At 54.3% G+C, this 18,770-nt stretch carries 10 protein-coding genes, 2 rRNA genes and 1 pseudogene; 12 read left to right on the forward strand and 1 reads right to left on the reverse strand.

Annotated elements, in window-relative coordinates:
* Window positions 1-61: 61 nt before the first annotated feature.
* The 9 genes and pseudogenes from pheS to tyrS all read left to right on the forward strand — a co-directional run bounded on the left by pheS (window position 62) and on the right by tyrS (window position 10,792).
* Window positions 62-1,094 (forward strand): annotated as a pseudogene (gene pheS / locus R0V12_RS00360) (phenylalanine--tRNA ligase subunit alpha).
* Window positions 1,095-1,107: 13 nt separating this feature from the next.
* A complete protein-coding gene (pheT, locus tag R0V12_RS00365; RefSeq protein WP_256001388.1) occupies window positions 1,108-3,615 on the forward strand; it encodes a phenylalanine--tRNA ligase subunit beta in 2,508 nt (835 codons plus the stop codon).
* 163 nt (window positions 3,616-3,778) lie between these two features.
* A complete protein-coding gene (locus R0V12_RS00370; RefSeq protein ID WP_311474816.1) occupies window positions 3,779-4,912 on the forward strand; it encodes a bifunctional ornithine acetyltransferase/N-acetylglutamate synthase in 1,134 nt (377 codons plus the stop codon).
* 110 nt (window positions 4,913-5,022) lie between these two features.
* Window positions 5,023-5,970, forward strand: a complete 948-nt coding sequence (gene argF, locus R0V12_RS00375; protein ID WP_070362519.1) for an ornithine carbamoyltransferase — start codon at window positions 5,023-5,025, stop codon at window positions 5,968-5,970.
* Window positions 5,970-6,461, forward strand: coding sequence for an arginine repressor (locus tag R0V12_RS00380; RefSeq protein WP_070362518.1), 492 nt, complete (start codon window positions 5,970-5,972; stop codon window positions 6,459-6,461). The genes argF and R0V12_RS00380 overlap by 1 nt, the downstream gene beginning before the upstream one ends.
* Window positions 6,462-6,550: 89 nt before the next feature.
* On the forward strand, window positions 6,551-7,750 hold the full coding sequence (locus R0V12_RS00385) for an argininosuccinate synthase (protein ID WP_070479104.1): 1,200 nt from the start codon (window positions 6,551-6,553) through the stop codon (window positions 7,748-7,750).
* 18 nt (window positions 7,751-7,768) lie between these two features.
* On the forward strand, window positions 7,769-9,202 hold the full coding sequence (gene argH / locus R0V12_RS00390) for an argininosuccinate lyase (protein ID WP_320072655.1): 1,434 nt from the start codon (window positions 7,769-7,771) through the stop codon (window positions 9,200-9,202).
* Window positions 9,203-9,305: 103 nt separating this feature from the next.
* The gene (locus tag R0V12_RS00395; protein WP_070362515.1) at window positions 9,306-9,488 is read left to right on the forward strand and encodes a Trm112 family protein; all 183 of its coding nucleotides are present in this window, start codon (window positions 9,306-9,308) and stop codon (window positions 9,486-9,488) included.
* A gap of 35 nt (window positions 9,489-9,523) precedes the next feature.
* Entirely contained in the window at window positions 9,524-10,792 is a 1,269-nt protein-coding gene (gene tyrS, locus R0V12_RS00400; protein ID WP_070479100.1) for a tyrosine--tRNA ligase, read from the forward strand.
* A gap of 46 nt (window positions 10,793-10,838) precedes the next feature.
* Here tyrS and R0V12_RS00405 read toward each other — a convergent pair whose 3' ends face one another.
* Complete coding sequence (locus R0V12_RS00405; protein WP_320072656.1) at window positions 10,839-11,366, reverse strand: gluconokinase; 528 nt, start codon at window positions 11,364-11,366, stop codon at window positions 10,839-10,841.
* Window positions 11,367-11,557: 191 nt separating this feature from the next.
* Between R0V12_RS00405 and R0V12_RS00410 the strand changes: the two genes are divergently transcribed.
* The 3 genes from R0V12_RS00410 (at window position 11,558) to R0V12_RS00420 (ending at window position 18,645) form a co-directional block, all read left to right on the forward strand.
* On the forward strand, window positions 11,558-12,937 hold the full coding sequence (locus tag R0V12_RS00410) for a GntP family permease (protein WP_320072657.1): 1,380 nt from the start codon (window positions 11,558-11,560) through the stop codon (window positions 12,935-12,937).
* 672 nt (window positions 12,938-13,609) lie between these two features.
* A 16S ribosomal RNA gene (locus R0V12_RS00415) occupies window positions 13,610-15,126 on the forward strand.
* Between the two features lie 439 nt (window positions 15,127-15,565).
* Window positions 15,566-18,645 (forward strand): 23S ribosomal RNA (locus R0V12_RS00420).
* The 16S and 23S rRNA genes sit together here, the layout of an rRNA operon.
* Window positions 18,646-18,770: the final 125 nt, after the last annotated feature.

Genomic DNA, 18,770 nt, shown 5'->3' on the forward strand with positions numbered 1-18,770 from the left:
TTTTAACGGCTTTACAACCTTTACTACAAAGCGTAATCGGAAGGACCGAGTGTGTCGGAAAATAGTGGAATCGAATTGTCAGAAGAAACTCAATGCGGCAGCAGAAGCTGCAATTTCGGATTTTGAAGCAGCTGCAGACCTGCAGGCGTTAGAAGAGGCTCACAAGCAGCACTTGGGCGACCAAGCCTACATCCCTCAGGCTCGGCGTGCACTCGGTTCGTTGCCAAAGCAAGACCGTAAAGACGCTGGTAGGGCAGTGAATGTGGCCCGAGGCCGTGTAGAGAAGGCGTATGCCAAACTTCACGCGGTGCGTGAAGCCGAGTACCGCGAGGCTCAATTGAAAGCAGAGGCTGTCGACGTAACTCTACCGACACGTCGTTCTCAGCTGGGCGCGATGCACCCCATCACAACGTTGAGTGAGCAGATCGCATATCTTTATCGGCATGGGGTGGGAGATCGCCGAAGGGCCAGAAATCGAAGCCGAATACTTTAATTTTGATGCACTGAACTTCATTCCGGATCACCCGGCGAGGACGCTGCAGGACACCTTTTACGTTGGTAAACCTGGTTCCCGCCAGGTGATGCGCACGCATACTTCGCCTGTCCAGGTTCGAACGATGCTTGACCGTGATGTGCCTGTGTACATTGCTTGCCCTGGCAGGGTATTCCGCACCGATGAACTTGACGCAACGCACACCCCAGTTTTCCACCAGATTGAGGGTCTTGCCGTCGATAAAGGCCTGACTATGGCTCATTTGCGTGGCACACTCGACCACCTTGCGAAGACGCTGTTCGGGCCAGAGACGAAGACGCGTATGCGTACCAATTACTTCCCCTTCACCGAGCCATCTGCTGAGGTAGACGTTTGGTTCCCAAATAAAAAGGGTGGTGCTGGCTGGATCGAGTGGGGTGGCTGCGGCATGGTGAACCCGAACGTGCTTCGCGCAGTAGGCATTGATCCGGATGAGTACTCAGGCTTTGCGTTCGGGATGGGCCTTGAACGTACTCTCCAGTTCCGTAACGGCTTGTCAGACATGCGTGACATGGTCGAAGGCGATATCCGTTTCACCGTCCCATTTGGTGTGCAGGCTTAAAGGAGTTAATGACATGCTGATTTCAAAAAATTTCCTCACCACCCTTCTGCAACAGGCGGGCAATACTGGTTGGTCTGTCACTGACGAAGAGATGGACGCAGGCTTCGTTCGCGTCGGTTTTGAGACTGAAGGCTACGCCCCGATTGAAAAAACCGAGGGTCCTCTAGTGCTCGGCAAGGTCCTTGAAATTGAAGAGCTCACCGAGTTCAAGAAGCCGATTCGTTACTGCCAGGTTGACGTGGGACAGGCGAATGGCACGGGTGAGCCGCAGGGCATTATTTGCGGTGCACGTAACTTTACTGTTGGCGACACGGTAGTTGTCGCGCTTCCGGGGTGCGTTCTTCCGGGTAATTTCGCTATTTCTGCGAGAAAGACTTACGGGCATATCTCTAACGGGATGATGGCGTCAGCGGCGGAGCTCGGTCTGACCGCGAAGAGTGCTGGCATCATTACTCTTAGCGATGAAATCGGCGCCCCTGGCACTGATGCGCGGGAAGTTCTGGATCTCGACGACACTATCTTCGAAGTGAACGTCACTCCGGATCGTGGTTACGCTTTGTCGGCGCGTGGCCTAATGCGAGAGCTTGCGTCGGCATTCGACATCGCTTTTGTCGACCCAGCTCAGCAGCCTGACATCGCCGGCATCGATATTTCTGCAGTTCCTGCGCCAGCAGGTTCCCTTCTCGACGTCACCGTAGAGCCGGACACCGCTACGAAGCGCTTCGGGCTGCGAAAGGTGGAAGGCATCGACCCCGAAGCGGCGTCGCCGTTTTGGATGCAGCGCGAGCTCATGCTCAGCGGCATCCGTCCAGTGAACGGCGCAACCGATGTTACGAACTTCGTAATGTTGCTGCTCGGTCAGCCGATGCACGCCTTTGACGCAGATACAATCTCTGGCGCGCTTCGCATCCATAATGCGGAAGAGGGCACTGAATTCGAAACACTGGATCATACAATGCGAACCCTTCGCGCTTCCGATGTAGTCATTTCTGATGACTCTGGAATTCAGTCTCTGGCTGGCGTCATGGGTGGCACGACCTCAGAAATTTCGGAAACCACGAAGAATGTTTACTTCGAAGCAGCAACTTGGGATGAACTTACGGTTGCGCGTACTGCTCGTCACCACAAACTGAGCTCAGAAGCCTCCCGTCGATTTGAGCGTGGAGTCGATCCGGCACTGGTGGAGGTAGCGTTGGATGTAGCTTGTGAGCTGCTGACGAGCTTTGCCGGGGGCAAGGTTGCAGCAGGTCGTACGTTGGTGGGAGAGGTGCATCAGCGAACTGAGATCTCTATGGCGAAAACGTTCCCTTCGGCATTGATCGGCGTCAAGTACTCTGAAGAGACCATTTCTCAGCGGCTACATGAAGTCGGGTGCGGCGTTGAAGAAAGTGGTGGCAATTTCATTGTGACGCCACCTTCCTGGCGGAATGACCTTACGGTCCCAGTAGAGCTTGTAGAAGAGATTGTTCGGCTCGAAGGGCTTGACGCTATTCCATCGATTCTTCCGACGCCGAAGGGGGGACGTGGCCTGACTGCAACGCAAAAGCGTCGTCGTGCAGTGACGCATGCTCTTGCGTACTCAGGTTACGCAGAGATTATTCCTACACCGTTTATGGCCACGGGTCTTTTCGACGCCTGGGGCCTGAGCAAGGACGATGCCCGCCGCGCAACCGTGTCTGTTCAGAATCCTCTGGATAGCGACTACGCCGTACTCGCTACGACACTCTTGCCCGCAATGCTCGAGGCAGTAGCGAAAAATGCGGCCCGCGGTCAGCATGACGTGTCGATTTACTCAGTTGCACAGGTAGCTATCGGCGGGGAAGCTGAAACACCAATGCCAAGCGTTGATCACCGCCCGGACGAAGAGACCCTGGCAGCAGTGGTGAACTCATTGCCGAAGCAGCCGCTGCATGTTGCAACTGTTGGCGTCGGAGATGCCGAAGTAGAGGGGCCTTGGGGCGATTCGCGAATGTACTCGTGGGCTGATGCTGTTGAATCTGCGCAGATAGTGGCGCGGACAGCCGGGATAGAGCTCGAGGTCCGGGCAGCAGACTACCTACCATGGCATCCGGGACGCTGCGCAGAGTTGCTGGTCGACGGCCAAGTTGTTGGTCACGCAGGTGAACTACACCCGCAGATTCTGGAAGAATGTGGCTTACCTGCACGAGTTTGCGCAATGGAGATGGACCTTTCGGCATTGCCACAGAGTGCTCACCTGCCCGCTCCGAAGCTGTCTGCGTACCCGGCAGTTCACCAGGACCTTGCATTGGTCGTGGACGACTCGACACCGGCCGAAAGCGTGCGAAAGACCGTAGCAGAACACGCCGGGCCGTTATTGGAAAATGTAACGCTGTTTGACGTCTATCGTTCTGAGTCCCTCGGCGAAGGCAAGAAGTCGCTCGCATTTGGACTCTTGTTCCGTGCGGATGACCGAACGCTCACTGAAGACGAAGCGTCGGAAGGGCGTTTAGCTGCGGCTGAGGCAGCGAAACAGGAATTTAATGCCACGATGAGGGCGTAGGTTACTTTTGCTGCTGACAGGCAGGACATCGCAGTGAGCGGCGTCCTGCCTGCTGTCGTTTTAGGAATGCATGTATCTTGAATCGGCACGAGCTTGCCATTTGTCTGGCAGGATGGGACTCCGTAGCCACAAGCGTCTACACCCGTAAAGGAGCCATAAAACCATGCCACAACAGACCGTTCTCACCCCTAAGGGATTTGTGGCTGCAGGTCTTCACGCGGGAATACGCGAAGGCGAGGGGCGTGATCTGGCGCTCATTGTTAATCAGGGACCTGCTTGGAACGCAGCAGCGGTGTTTCCAGATAGTCGGGTCTGCGCCTCGCCTGTTCGAGCTACGCGCGAAGTTATGCGCTCGCATGCTGTGAACGCAGTTGTTTTAACATCAGGCAACGCTAATGCGTTCAACGGTTCAACGGGGGATGCGGACACTCGTGAGATTCAGAAGCGCGTATCCCAAGAGATTGGAGTCCCAGAAGACCGGGTCGCAGTCTGCGCGAAGGGACAGTTCGCAGTGCCTTTGCCAATGGAGCGTGTGAAAACTGGGTTAGCCAAACTCGCCACGGATCTGGGGGATACCCCTGCGCACGCTGAATCGGCTGCGGCCACAATAGCGTCAACCCAAGGAACGATCAATCAAGCAGGCGTGAGCTGTGGAGCTTGGAGTGTCGGGGGCATTTCCCAGGGGGCTGGAAATTCACAGGAAACACTAGACACAGTACTGGGGTGCCTCACCACAGATGCGCTTGTACCGGCCTTTTCACTCGAAAAGGCATTGCGACGGGCTATGGAAACTACGTTTAATACGCTTGATCGATCTACAGCCCCGCTAACGAACGATACGGTGTTGTTGCTCGCATCTGGTGCGAGCCAGGTCACCCCCAACCAAACTCAGTTGGATGAGGCAGTGCTTGCGGTTTGCGAGGCATTGGTGGAGCAGCTTTTGGTCAACCAGGGAAGCGCGACCAAGAAATTGACGCTTGCCGTAGCTGGCGCTGCAAATGATGAAGAGGCACGCATCGCAGCACAAGCCGTAGCATGTGACGGACGTTTTCGAGAGTCGCTACTCAGTGGTGCTCCGGACTGGCCACGCGCACTCGCGATTGCGGGGAAGACAAAAGTGTGCCTAGATGCTGAGGCACTGGAGATCAACGTCAATGGAACACAGCTCTGCCAGGGAATCACTCCGCTCTTGACAAGCCGGGTGCTTGACTACGACGAACACGTGACTATTACGCTGGATTTAGGAACTCGTGGCGTCGGTACAGCAACAGTGCGGACGTTTTTGGAGCCTATGTAAGGGGAAAGTGGGCGTCGAAAAGCGAACGTCCAGGAGGCTTTGAAAATACAATAGGGGAGACGTCCGCATATTTTGCAGCAATCATAACGCAGAAATAGGAAGTAAACAGCATGGTGAACTCAGTTCGGCACTTTTTCGCAGACGATGACTTGACGCCAGAGGAACAAGCGCAAGTGCTCACGCTTGCCGCAGAGATGAAAAAGAACCCTTATGCGCACCGACCTCTCGAAGGGCCGAAGTCTGTTGCGGTACTTTTCGACAAGACCTCCACGCGCACGCGGTTCTCCTTCGATACAGGGATTGCACAGCTGGGTGGGCACGCGATTGTTGTCGAAACTCAGAATGCACAAATGGGCAAGGGTGAGTCCTACCAAGATACGGCGGCGGTGCTTTCGCGATACGTCGAAGCAATCGTTTGGAGGACGTATGCCCACGACAATTTGCTCCAGATGGCGGAGACATCACAGGTTCCGATTGTTAACGCGCTTTCCGATGACCTGCACCCGTGCCAAATTCTTGCGGATCTGCAAACAATCGTCGAAACCTTTTGTCCTGAGCAGGGGCCGGCGGGACTCCACGGCCTGAAAGCTGTGTATTTGGGAGATGGCGCTAACAATATGGCCAACTCCTACATGATTGGGTTCGCAACTGCGGGGGTAGACATCGCGATCATCGCGCCTCCGGAGTTTCATCCGGAGCAGCGGTTTGTGGACCGTGCGCGTGATCGTGCAAGCCAGACAGGTGCGACAGTCACGGTTACCAGCGATGTTGCTGCGGTAGCTGGAGCAGACGTGGTTATCACGGATACTTGGGTGTCAATGGGCATGGAGGGAGATGGAAAGGATCGACGCACTCCGTTCTTGCCATACCAAGTAAATAGTGGAATTATGCAAATGGCCGGTAATAATGCGATATTTCTTCACTGCCTACCGGCGTATCGTGAAAACGAAGTGACCGCAGAAGTAATCGATGGGCCGCAGTCGCGAGTCTTCGATGAAGCTGAAAATCGTCTTCACGCCCAAAAGGCGTTGTTGACCTGGTTGTTGGAGCACCAATAATGACCCAAACTGTCTCAAGAACTGCGCGACAAGCTCGGATTCTGGAGATACTTGTGAGCACGCGAGTGTCTTCTCAGATCCAGCTTTCCGAGCTTTTGCAAGACGAGGGTATCGAGATTACGCAGGCAACCCTGTCCCGTGATCTTGATGAGCTGGGAGCAAAGAAAGTGCGGCCAAGCGACGGAGGCCGTGCATATTACACGGTGAACTCCGATGCCGAGGCTTTTGATGCCTTGCATACAGGCCCACGTGAGAAACTTCGTCGAATGATCGAGGAACTCGTCGTCTCTGTTGACCATTCTGCGAATATGGCTGTACTGCGAACTCCACCTGGAGCTGCACAATATCTGGCTAGCTATATAGACAGAGTCGGTTTGGAGCAGGTAGTAGGCTGTATCGCTGGTGACGATACGATTTTTGTTCTCGCCCGAGATCCGCTTAAGGGCGGTGACCTAGCCCAGCAGGTATTTGGACGCAATACAAAGGCGTAAGTGACGCCGAAGCAAGCACAAACCCCGCGCTAGGTATACTATGTACCACAGTGCAGAATATGATCTAGAAACACAAGGAGCTTTGATCCATGACTAACCGTGTTGTACTCGCATACTCAGGCGGGCTCGATACCTCTGTTGCGATTTCCTACCTCGGCGAAATGCTTAATGGCGAAGTCATTGCAGTAGCACTCGACCTTGGCCAGGGCGGCGAAGATATGGAGTCCGTACGTCAGCGCGCATTAGATTGCGGTGCTGTGGAATCCATCGTTATCGATGCGAAAGATGAATTTGCTGAGGACTACTGCCTGCCAACCATCAAGGCGAACGGTATGTACATGGGTGAGTACCCGTTGGTGTCAGCAATTTCCCGCCCGTTGATCGTAAAGCACCTTGTGAAGGCCGCACAGGAGCACGGTGGCACTCACGTATCACACGGTTGCACCGGTAAAGGCAATGACCAGGTTCGTTTTGAGGTTGGATTCCTGAACCAGGACCCAGATCTGGAAATTGTTGCGCCTGCTCGCGATTTTGCGTGGACACGCGATAAGGCGATTGCGTACGCAGAAGGAAAGGACCTGCCAATTGAGCAGTCGGCAGCTTCGCCATTCTCGATTGACCAAAACGTTTGGGGGCGCGCGGTAGAGACAGGCTTTTTGGAGGACCTCTGGAACGCGCCGACGAAGGATCTATACGCTTACACGGAAAGCCCTTCGATGGGCAATGCGCCTGACGAAGTCATTATCTCGTTCGAGGGAGGCAAGCCGGTTGCAATCGACGGCCGCCCGGTAACGATGTTGGAAGCAATCGAAGAGATGAACCGTCGCGCTGGTGCGCAGGGCATCGGTCGTCTGGATATGGTCGAAGACCGCTTGGTTGGCATTAAGTCCCGTGAGATTTACGAAGCGCCAGGTGCGGTCGCTCTGATTACGGCGCACAAGGCGCTCGAGGACGTTACGATTGAGCGCGAGCTGGCTCGCTACAAGCGACTTATCGACGCGCGCTGGTCGGAGGAAGTGTACGACGGTCTTTGGTTCGGTCCGCTCAAGCGCTCCCTGGATGCGTTCATCGAGTCGACACAGGAGCACGTCACTGGGGACATCCGCATGGAAATGCATGCAGGTAAGGCAGTGGTCAATGGCCGCCGCTCCAACCACTCCCTGTACGACTTCAACCTCGCGACGTACGACACAGGCGACACTTTCGACCAGACCTACGCTAAGGGCTTCGTCCGTTTGCATGGTTTGTCATCGCAGATCGCGAACAAGCGCGATCGCGAAGCGAAATAGCAGGGAGCTTTGGAAGTTATGCAGCAGCATAAGACGAATGAAGGCGCGCTGTGGGGCGGTCGGTTTTCTGGCGGCCCTTCTGAGGCGATGTTCGCGCTGAGCGTATCGACGCACTTCGATTGGGTGCTTGCGCCTTATGATGTATTGGCATCGAAAGCTCACGCAAAAGTCTTGCACCGTGCAGGACTTCTTTCGGACGAAGACCTGAAGACCATGCTCGAGGGGCTTGAGCAACTCGGCGCAGACGTTGCAAGTGGTGCGTTTGTTCCCGAACCGACGGACGAAGATGTTCACGGCGCAATGGAGCGCGGCCTGATCGACCGAGTAGGTCCTGAGGTAGGAGGGCGCCTGCGTGCAGGGCGCTCGCGGAATGACCAGGTGGCAACGATGTTCCGGATGTGGGTTCGTGATGCCCTGCGCGGTGTTGCTCTGCACATTACGGATCTCATCGATGCTCTCGTTGCACAGGCGGCTGCACATCCCAATATCATCATGCCGGGTAAGACCCACTTCCAGGCTGCGCAGCCTATTTTGCTCGCACACTCGTTGCTCGCTCACGCACACCCGCTGTTGCGTGACTTGGAGCGGATTCAGGATGCGGACAAGCGGTTGGCTGTGTCGCCGTACGGCTCTGGCGCTTTGGCGGGTTCTTCGTTGCACCTAGACCCGGAGGCGATTGCGGAAGAACTTGGCTTCTATGAAGCAACCGACAACTCACTGGACGGCACAGCTTCGCGTGATTTCGCAGCCGAAGCGGCCTACGTTCTAGCCCAGATTGCAGTGGATGTGTCCCGCTTTGCGGAAGAGATTATCGCCTGGTCGACGCCAGAGTTCGGTTACGTCACGTTGGACGACGCATGGTCGACTGGTTCTTCGATCATGCCGCAAAAAAAGAACCCAGACGTTGCGGAGCTTGCCCGAGGCAAGTCAGGTAGGTTAATCGGCAACCTTACCGGATTGATGGCCACTCTTAAGGCGCAGCCTCTCGCGTATAACCGCGATTTGCAAGAAGACAAGGAGCCGGTAATCGATTCCGTAAACCAGCTCAACATTCTTCTGCCAGCGTTTACCGGGTTGGTCTCGACTCTCAAGTTCCATGGTGATCGAATGCGTGAGATTGCACCTGCGGGATTCACGCTTGCTACCGATTTGGCAGAGTGGATGGTTCGCCAGGGTGTGCCATTCCGAGAGGCGCACGAAGCTTCCGGAGCATGCGTACGCATCGCGGAGTCCCGAGGCGTCAACCTTATTGACTTGACAGATGAGGAGCTCGCGAGCGTAGACCCTCGACTTAACGCAGGTGTCCGTGACGTGCTCACGATTGAGGGTGCTGTGAGCTCGCGCGATACACGCGGTGGAACCGCCGGCCCACGGGTAGAAGAACAGCGTGTACGCGTAGCGGAGGCAAATAGGAAGTATCGAGCGTGGGCAGAGAAGCCTGTGCGGGGTTAAAATCGGTACCGCATTTGCGACGCCCACCTTTCGGTGGGCGTTTCCACTTTTTGTAGTGGTGGCGTCGATAAGTGACTAACAAGGGTGAGGTAAGCTCAACTGCATGAGTCTTGATCCCAAACTTCTCGACGTACTGGTGTGCCCGCAAGACAAAGGGCCGCTTGAGTATAAGGAAGACGAACAGTTGCTGGTGAATGAACGCATTGGTGTCGCGTATCGGATCGACGATGGTATCCCAGTCCTGCTAATCGACGAAGCAGTTCCCTATACAAACACCCACAAGTAACGACGCTGGGAAGACGACTCTCTGAAAGGAATTTCATGACTAACGCAAACATTATCGACGAACTCGAGTGGCGTGGCCTGATCAATCAGCACACGGATCTGGAGGCGTTGCGTGAAGAAACGCAGAAGCCTATCACGTTGTACTGTGGCTTCGACCCGACTGGCCCTTCACTACATGCAGGTCACCTGGTGCCGCTGCTGATGCTGCGCAGGTTCCAACTCGCTGGACACCGGCCAATTGTGCTAGCAGGTGGTGCTACCGGCAAGATAGGCGACCCGCGTGACGTGGGCGAGCGCACGATGAATTCCGATGACACTGTGGCAGATTGGGCCGAGCGAATTGGAGGTCAGCTGTCAAAGTTCGTCGATTTTGACGGTGAGAACGGTGCGCTGCTGCTGAATAATAATGATTGGATTAAGGACTGGAAGGTCATCGAGTTCCTTCGGGACGTCGGCAAGCATTTTTCGCTCTCCACAATGCTGAGTCGTGATACCGTGAAGCGTCGCCTGGAAAACGACGGGATTTCTTTTACCGAGTTCTCGTACATGCTGTTGCAGGCACATGACTTTGTACAGTTGCGTCGTACGCACAATTGTGTGCTGCAGGTTGGTGGTGGCGACCAGTGGGGCAACCTGGTTGCTGGTGTTGATCTGAACCGACGCATGGATTCGGAGCGCGTGCATGCGTTAACCGTTCCGCTTGTGACGGACTCCGAGGGCAAGAAGTTTGGCAAGTCCACCGGCGGTGGTTCGTTGTGGCTTGACCCAGAAATGACCAGCCCGTACACCTGGTACCAGTACTTTGTTAATGCGGCGGACGCCGATGTGATCCGATACCTGCGGTGGTTCACGTTTCTCGATAAGGAAGAGCTGGATGCTCTTGCCGTCGAGGTCGAAGAGCGACCATTTAAGCGAGAGGCACAGAAGCGGTTGGCGCAAGAGATGACAGATCTCGTCCATGGCCGCGAAGCTCGTGAGGCCGTTGAGTTAGCGTCCCAGGCGCTATTCGGTAAAGCAGATCTGACTGATCTCGATGAGCGTACCTTGGCCAGCGCTGTTGCCGAGACGAATGTGTTCGAGGTCGCGGCTGGAGCTGAAGTCAGCATCGTGGACATGCTGGTCGGCTCCGGCTTGGCCGACTCGAAGGGCGCTGCCCGTAGATCGCTGAAGGAAGGCGGCATTTACGCCAACAACGAGCGTGTAGTAGATGAGAACTGGGTTCCATCCGTGGATGATTTTCTGCATGGAACCTGGCTCGTGCTGCGTCGTGGTAAGAAAACATTCGCAGGCGTGAAGCGCAGCTAGGCGCAGGTGACAGCATCTGAAAGCAACGCGGTGGTAGAGCAGAAGCCTATGCCACCGCGTTAAGTCTTTCCATGATGGTTGCTGCGATGCCCTCGGGAGTGTCATCGATATCCACAGCGAAACCCAGCTCGTCCAGTTGGAGCGATTCAAGCGTATCTAGCTGGGAATCCAACATTGAAGCAGGCATGAAGTGATCCGTACGGTGGCTCAGTCGTTTCAGCAGTAGCTCACGCGGCCCGTCTAGGTGCACAAATATAAGGGGTACGTCGGCTAGTCGGAGCTTGTCGCGATAAATGCGTTTCAGCGCTGAACATGTAACGACGGTTCGCTTTCCAGCACTGTCTTGCTTTTGAAGCCAGTTCGAGAGTTTTTCAAGCCACGGCCAGCGGTCCTCGTCGGTGAGAGGTTGGCCCTGACTCATCTTTTCGACGTTATCCGCCGGATGAAACTCATCAGCCTCGATAAGTTCAAAGCCGGATCTCTGCGCAAGAATCTCGGCGATGGTGGTCTTTCCGCTTCCGCACACGCCCATAAGGATGAGGTGCGCCGGGGGTAGCTTCTCTGCTTCATGCATGTTCTTCCCTCCTTGATGCTTCACGAGTGGGGGTAGCTAAAGAAAGCGTCGCCCTGACATTGATGCAGTGCACGATCGCCCACTGAAGTATGTGTATTCTAACGCTATAGCCAGTTTTCCGTATTGACGCCCCGTAGATCGGTGCGTCGATACGGCCTTGAAGCCTCGCTTGAGAAGAGACAGGATAGCTCATGGAAACTTGGGAACAGACGTTGTCGGCAGGCCCCTTAATGGGGATCGCTGCGGTCGGCATTGCCCTCATTCTTTTGCTCATTATTCAGTTCAAGGTCCATGCGTTCGTCACGCTGATTCTTGTGTCTGTCTTGACCGCTATCGCGGCAGGCATTCCAACAGGAGAACTGTATGACGTTGTGATGGGCGGCTTCCGATCCACACTTGGCGACGTCGGTATTCTTGTCGGTTTGGGCGCGATGCTTGGCAAACTTATTGAGTACTCCGGTGGCGCTAGAGTCCTCGCCAACACGATGATCGATAGGTTCGGCGAGCGGCGAGCGCCGATGGCGCTTGGTGTGGCCTCGCTCTTGCTTGGCTTCCCAATGTTTTTCAACGCCGGCCTCGTTGTCATGCTGCCGATCATTTTCGCAGTTGCCGCTCGTATCGGTGGACCAATCTTGCTCTACGCAATTCCAACGGTTGCTGCATTCTCTGTCATGCACGTCTTCGTGCCTCCGCATCCAGGACCAGTCGCTGCTTCGACATTCTTCGACACAAACCTTGGTCTGCTGATCGTTTTTGGCTTGATTGTTGCAGTTCCAACGTTTTATGTTTCGGGCCTTTTGTGGGGTAAGTATTGCGCAAAGAAGTTCCCGTTTACGTCAGTAGCAAACGCCGTTTTCAACTCGGACGACAGCGATATTAAGTCATTGCCGAAAACAGGCACTGTCATTACGATTCTGCTGCTCCCGATGCTGTTGATATTCCTGAACACGGGTGTCGACTTTGCGACGAAATCTGGCGCAATTACAGGTGACGAAACCTGGGCGCAGGCGTTCACATTCCTTGGAAAGTCCGGTATTGCGCTGTTGATTTCGGTTCTCGTCGCGCTTCCAGTGCTCGGGACCTCACGTGGGGTGAAGGGTTCGGCGCTGGAAAAACTCGTCGATTCGGCGTTAGGGCCAATTGCATCCGTTGTGTTCATTACTGGTGCCGGTGGCATGTACGGCGGAGTTCTTCGTGCGTCTGGTATCGGCGATGCCATCGCGGATCTCATGCAAGGACTAGGAATTCCAGTCATCCTCGCTGTGTACTTGGTAGCGGTGATCATGCGCGTTGCGCAGGGATCTGCAACTGTAGCGCTGACAACCACGGCCGGATTGATGGCTCCAGCAGTACTGGCTGGCGGCTACTCGGAAATTCAGATCGTCGCAATTACATTGGCGTGTGCGGCCGGTTCGGTTTGCTGCTCTCTAGTGAACGACTCCGGCTTCTGGCTTGTGGGCCGTCTTTTTGGGATGGACGTCAAGACCACGCTGAAAACTTGGACGCTGCAGCAGACCATAGAATCCGTGGCGGCATTCCTAATCACGCTTCTGATCTTTGTCCTTTTCTAACTCCTTGAGAAGGCGTTAGGGGAACGCAATCTGATCCGTTAGCGCCTTCTCAATAAACTACTTCTACCAGCCAATTTGTGTTGTTGTTGGTGTGTGTGTAACTTTATGTGAGTCAGCGAGACCGACAACGCCCCGCCAGACAGGCTCTGAAGAGAGTGGTTTGGTGAGATGGCGGTTAGGAAAACTACCGCTGGCCGACATAATGAAATAGGTTCTGTGATGCGGCGCGTGTTTGCGTTGTTGAGAATGTTTTGTTAGTGTCAATCTTCGTCGCTTTGAGTGCGCCACCGTTGGTGGTGTGTTTGGGTGTGCGGTTGTTGTTTGAGAACTCGATAGTGTGCCAATGTACTTTTTATTTTTTTGATTGCATTGACTTTTGGTTGCGTGCTGTGTGCCATGTTTTGGTGTGTGCCGGCGGTGATGCTTGAACCTATGATTGGGTGTCACTGGTGTGGTGCAGATGCATGGTCGCGTTGACTGTATTGGTTGATGTGGTTGTGACTGGTCCTGTTTTGCCCCGTCGGGTTGGGACCGGTTTTGTTTGTACTTTACTTTTTTGTAATTTTAGGATTTTGCCAGACACTGGCGATGACTGTTGTGGTTGTTGTTGGTGGTTGGTTTGTTTTTGGTTAGGTTTGGGCTTTTCACGGCCTTGTTTCTTTCTGAAATATTTTTGTGGAGAGTTTGATCCTGGCTCAGGATGAACGCTGGCGGCGTGCTTAACACATGCAAGTCGAACGGAAAGGCCAGTGCTTGCACTGGTACTCGAGTGGCGAACGGGTGAGTAACACGTGGGTGATCTGCCCTGTACTTCGGGATAAGCTTGGGAAACTGGGTCTAATACCGGATAGGACAACTTTTTGGATATTGTTGTGGAAAGCTTTTGCGGTATGGGATGAGCTCGCGGCCTATCAGCTTGTTGGTGGGGTAATGGCCTACCAAGGCGTCGACGGGTAGCCGGCCTGAGAGGGTGTACGGCCACATTGGGACTGAGATACGGCCCAGACTCCTACGGGAGGCAGCAGTGGGGAATATTGCACAATGGGCGCAAGCCTGATGCAGCGACGCCGCGTGGGGGATGAAGGCCTTCGGGTTGTAAACTCCTTTCGCTAGGGACGAAGCATTTTTGTGACGGTACCTGGAGAAGAAGCACCGGCTAACTACGTGCCAGCAGCCGCGGTAATACGTAGGGTGCGAGCGTTGTCCGGAATTACTGGGCGTAAAGAGCTCGTAGGTGGTTTGTCGCGTCGTTTGTGTAAGTCCACAGCTTAACTGTGGGACTGCAGGCGATACGGGCATAACTTGAGTGCTGTAGGGGAGACTGGAATTCCTGGTGTAGCGGTGAAATGCGCAGATATCAGGAGGAACACCGATGGCGAAGGCAGGTCTCTGGGCAGTAACTGACGCTGAGGAGCGAAAGCATGGGTAGCGAACAGGATTAGATACCCTGGTAGTCCATGCCGTAAACGGTGGGCGCTAGGTGTGAGTCCCTTCCACGGGATTTGTGCCGTAGCTAACGCATTAAGCGCCCCGCCTGGGGAGTACGGCCGCAAGGCTAAAACTCAAAGGAATTGACGGGGGCCCGCACAAGCGGCGGAGCATGTGGATTAATTCGATGCAACGCGAAGAACCTTACCTGGGCTTGACATGTAGCGGATCGCCGCAGAGATGTGGTTTCCCTTGTGGTCGCTATACAGGTGGTGCATGGTTGTCGTCAGCTCGTGTCGTGAGATGTTGGGTTAAGTCCCGCAACGAGCGCAACCCTTGTCTTATGTTGCCAGCACGTAATGGTGGGGACTCATGAGAGACTGCCGGGGTTAACTCGGAGGAAGGTGGGGATGACGTCAAATCATCATGCCCCTTATGTCCAGGGCTTCACACATGCTACAATGGTCGGTACAGCGCGTTTGCTACCTTGTGAGGGGATGCTAATCGCACAAAGCCGGCCTTAGTTCGGATTGGGGTCTGCAACTCGACCCCATGAAGTCGGAGTCGCTAGTAATCGCAGATCAGCAACGCTGCGGTGAATACGTTCCCGGGCCTTGTACACACCGCCCGTCACGTCATGAAAGTTGGTAACACCCGAAGCCAGTGGCCTGTCATGGGAGCTGTCGAAGGTGGGATCGGCGATTGGGACGAAGTCGTAACAAGGTAGCCGTACCGGAAGGTGCGGCTGGATCACCTCCTTTCTAAGGAGTTTTATTTTTTGTTGGCTCACAGTTGTGGGCTTGTTTGTTGGTTGAGTCACCGTAGGTGTGGCTGCCAATTGTTGTTTCCGGGTGGAGACACACCAGCTACAGACTGTCATGCATATGCGTGTGGTGGTTGTGGTTGTGGTTGCAGTGTGGCCGGGTTATGTAGTCAAAAAGAAGTAATAATTATTGTGTGTTGGTGCACTGTTGGGTGTCTGAGGCAGCAGTTGTGTTGTCTTGAATGATTCCGCGTGTTGATCATTGACTGGTTTGGTTGGTGGTTGGTGTGTGGGGTGTGTTGTGTGAGAACTGTATAGTGGACGCGAGCATCTTTATTCTTGTGGAAGAATTTTTTGATTGTAAGTTTGCCTAACAACAAGTGATTGTCATGCTGTTTGTGTGTGGTGGTTGTTTGTTGTTTGTTTGTTGTGTGTTTTTGTTTTGTTACAAGGGCGTACGGTGGATGCCTTGGCATGCTTAGCCGATGAAGGACGTGTGAGGCTGCGTTATGCCTCGGGGAGTTGCCAACAAAGCGTTGATCCGAGGATGTCCGAATGGGGAAACCTGGCACTTGTTATGGAGTGTTACCTGCAGATGAATGTATAGTCTGTGTGGGGGTTACGCGGGGAAGTGAAACATCTCAGTACCCGTAGGAGAAGAAAACAATTGTGATTCTGCTAGTAGTGGCGAGCGAACGTGGATGAGGCTAAACCATGCGTGTGTGATACCTGGCAGGGGTTGCGCGTGTGGTGTTGTGGGCGATGATTGTGGGTATGCTGCCATGTACCCTCATGATGCGGCGTGTTAGCGGAAGTCACCTGGGATGGTGTGCCGGAGAGGGTGAGAGCCCCTGTACGTGAAGGCGTGTCGTGTTGTGGTGATTGTTTGCCCGAGTAGCAGTGGGCTCGTGGAATCTGCTGTGAATCTGCCGGGACCACCCGGTAAGCCTAAATACTAAGTGTGACCGATAGTGGATAAGTACCGTGAGGGAATGGTGAAAAGTACCCCGGGAGGGGAGTGAAAGAGTTCCTGAAACCGTGCGCTTACAATCCGTCAGAGCACCGCGTGTGTGTGATGGCGTGCCTTTTGAAGAATGAGCCTGCGAGTCAGCGGCATGTCGCGAGGTTAACCCGTGTGGGGTAGTCGTAGCGAAAGCGAATCCTAATTGGGTGTTGTAAGTGGCATGTCCTGGACCCGAAGCGGGGTGATCTACCCATGGCCAGTGTGAAGCAGCTGTAAGAGGTTGTGGAGGCGCGAACCCACTTAGGTTGAAAACTGAGGGGATGAGTTGTGGGTAGGGGTGAAAGGCCAATCAAACTCCGTGATAGCTGGTTCTCCCCGAAATGCATTTAGGTGCAGCGTTATAGTAGTTTGCCGGAGGTAGAGCTACTGGTTGGTTGAGCGGGACTATCATCTTAGCAACATCAGCCAAACTCCGAATGCCGGTCAAGTGTTCTATAGCAGTGAGACTGTGGGGGATAAGCTTCATAGTCGAGAGGGAAACAGCCCAGATCGCCGGTTAAGGCCCCTAAGGGTGTACTAAGTGGAAAAGGATGTGGGATCGCGAAGACAGCCAGGAGGTTGGCTTAGAAGCAGCCATCCTTGAAAGAGTGCGTAATAGCTCACTGGTCGAGTGGTTCTGCGCCGACAATGTAGTGGGGCTCAAGTACACCGCCGAAGCCGCGGCATAGTTTTTACTATGGGTAGGGGAGCGTCGTGCATGGGGTGAAGCCATACTGTAAGGGGTGGTGGACTGTGTGCGAGTGAGAATGCAGGCATGAGTAACGAGAGATACGTGAGAATCGTATCCGCTGGATGACTAAGGGTTCCTGGGTCAAGTTCGTCTTCCCAGGGTGAGTCGGGTCCTAAGGCGAGGCCGACAGGCGTAGTCGATGGTCAACGGGTTGATATTCCCGTACCCGTATGCATGCGACAAAGAGTGAAGCGGTGATACTAACCACCCTGAACTGGCAACATGCGCATCCTTTTGGGTGTGTGGTTGTTGGTGATGCGTGGGGCCTGATCCGTGGTAGTTCAGTGATGGGGTGACGCAGTCAGGTAGCCGCGCCAAGTGTTGGATTACTTGGTGTAAGCGTGTGGCACGTCGACTTGTGAAATGCGGTCGATATTTTGTGTGAGGCGTGATGCGTAGCCCAATTGTTGGGTGATGGTGGTGATCCTTTGCTGTCGAGAAAAGCCTCTAGCGATGTGTGTGTATGGCCCGTACCCGAAACCGACACAGGTGGTCAGGTAGAGAATACTAAAGCGGTCGGGTGAACTGTGGTTAAGGAATTCGGCAAATTGCCCCCGTAACTTCGGGAGAAGGGGGGCCCTTGCTGGTTGCATACTGTTTCGGTGTGTTGCTGGTGGGGGTCGCAGAGAATAGAGGGGAGCGACTGTTTATCAAAAACACAGGTCCGTGCGAAGACGGTTAAGTTGATGTATACGGACTGACGCCTGCCCGGTGCTGGAAGGTTAAGAGGACCTGTTAGGACGCATGTCCGAAGCGGAGAATTTAAGCCCCAGTAAACGGCGGTGGTAACTATAACCATCCTAAGGTAGCGAAATTCCTTGTCGGGTAAGTTCCGACCTGCACGAATGGCGTAACGACTCCCCTGCTGTCTCAACCACAGGCCCGGTGAAATTGCAGTACGAGTAAAGATGCTCGTTTCGCGCGGCAGGACGAAAAGACCCCGGGACCTTCACTATAGCTTGGTATTGGTATTCGGTGCGGTTTGTGTAGGATAGGTGGGAGACTGTGAAGTGGTCACGCTAGTGATTGTGGAGTCGTTGTTGAAATACCACTCTGACCGTAGTGGATGTCTAACCTTGGCCCATGATTTGGGTTGGGGACAGTGCCTGGTGGGTAGTTTAACTGGGGCGGTTGCCTCCCAAAATGTAACGGAGGCGCCCAAAGGTTCCCTCAGCCTGGTTGGCAATCAGGTGGTGAGTGTAAGTGCACAAGGGAGCTTGACTGTGAGACTTACAAGTCGAGCAGGGACGAAAGTCGGGACTAGTGATCCGGCACCTACTTGTGGATGTGGTGTCGCTCAACGGATAAAAGGTACCCCGGGGATAACAGGCTGATCTTCCCCAAGAGTCCATATCGACGGGATGGTTTGGCACCTCGATGTCGGCTCGTCGCATCCTGGGGCTGGAGTAGGTCCCAAGGGTTGGGCTGTTCGCCCATTAAAGCGGCACGCGAGCTGGGTTCAGAACGTCGTGAGACAGTTCGGTCTCTATCCGCCGCGCGCGTTGAAACTTGAAGAAGGCTGTCCCTAGTACGAGAGGACCGGGACGGACGTACCTCTGGTGTGCCAGTTGTTCCGCCAGGAGCAGGGCTGGTTGGCTACGTACGGGAGGGATAACCGCTGAAAGCATCTAAGCGGGAAGCCTGTTTTGAGATGAGGTTTCGTTTGAGGTTCCCTAGAGATGATGGGGTTGATAGGCCGGATCTGGTAGCACTGTGAGGTGTGTAAGGTGACTGGTACTAATTACACCGAGACTAAAACAAAACACATGGTGTGCATTGTTTATGGTCAAATTAATGAGTGTTCTTCCGCGAAGAAGAGTGTTTGCGTCCACTGTGCAGTGTCTGGCATGACATGCCTGTGCTGATTATTTGAATATTGTCGTTGTTA

It is taken from the genome of Corynebacterium sp. UMB2355A (genome assembly GCF_033877495.1).
GTDB lineage: Bacteria > Actinomycetota > Actinomycetes > Mycobacteriales > Mycobacteriaceae > Corynebacterium > Corynebacterium pseudogenitalium.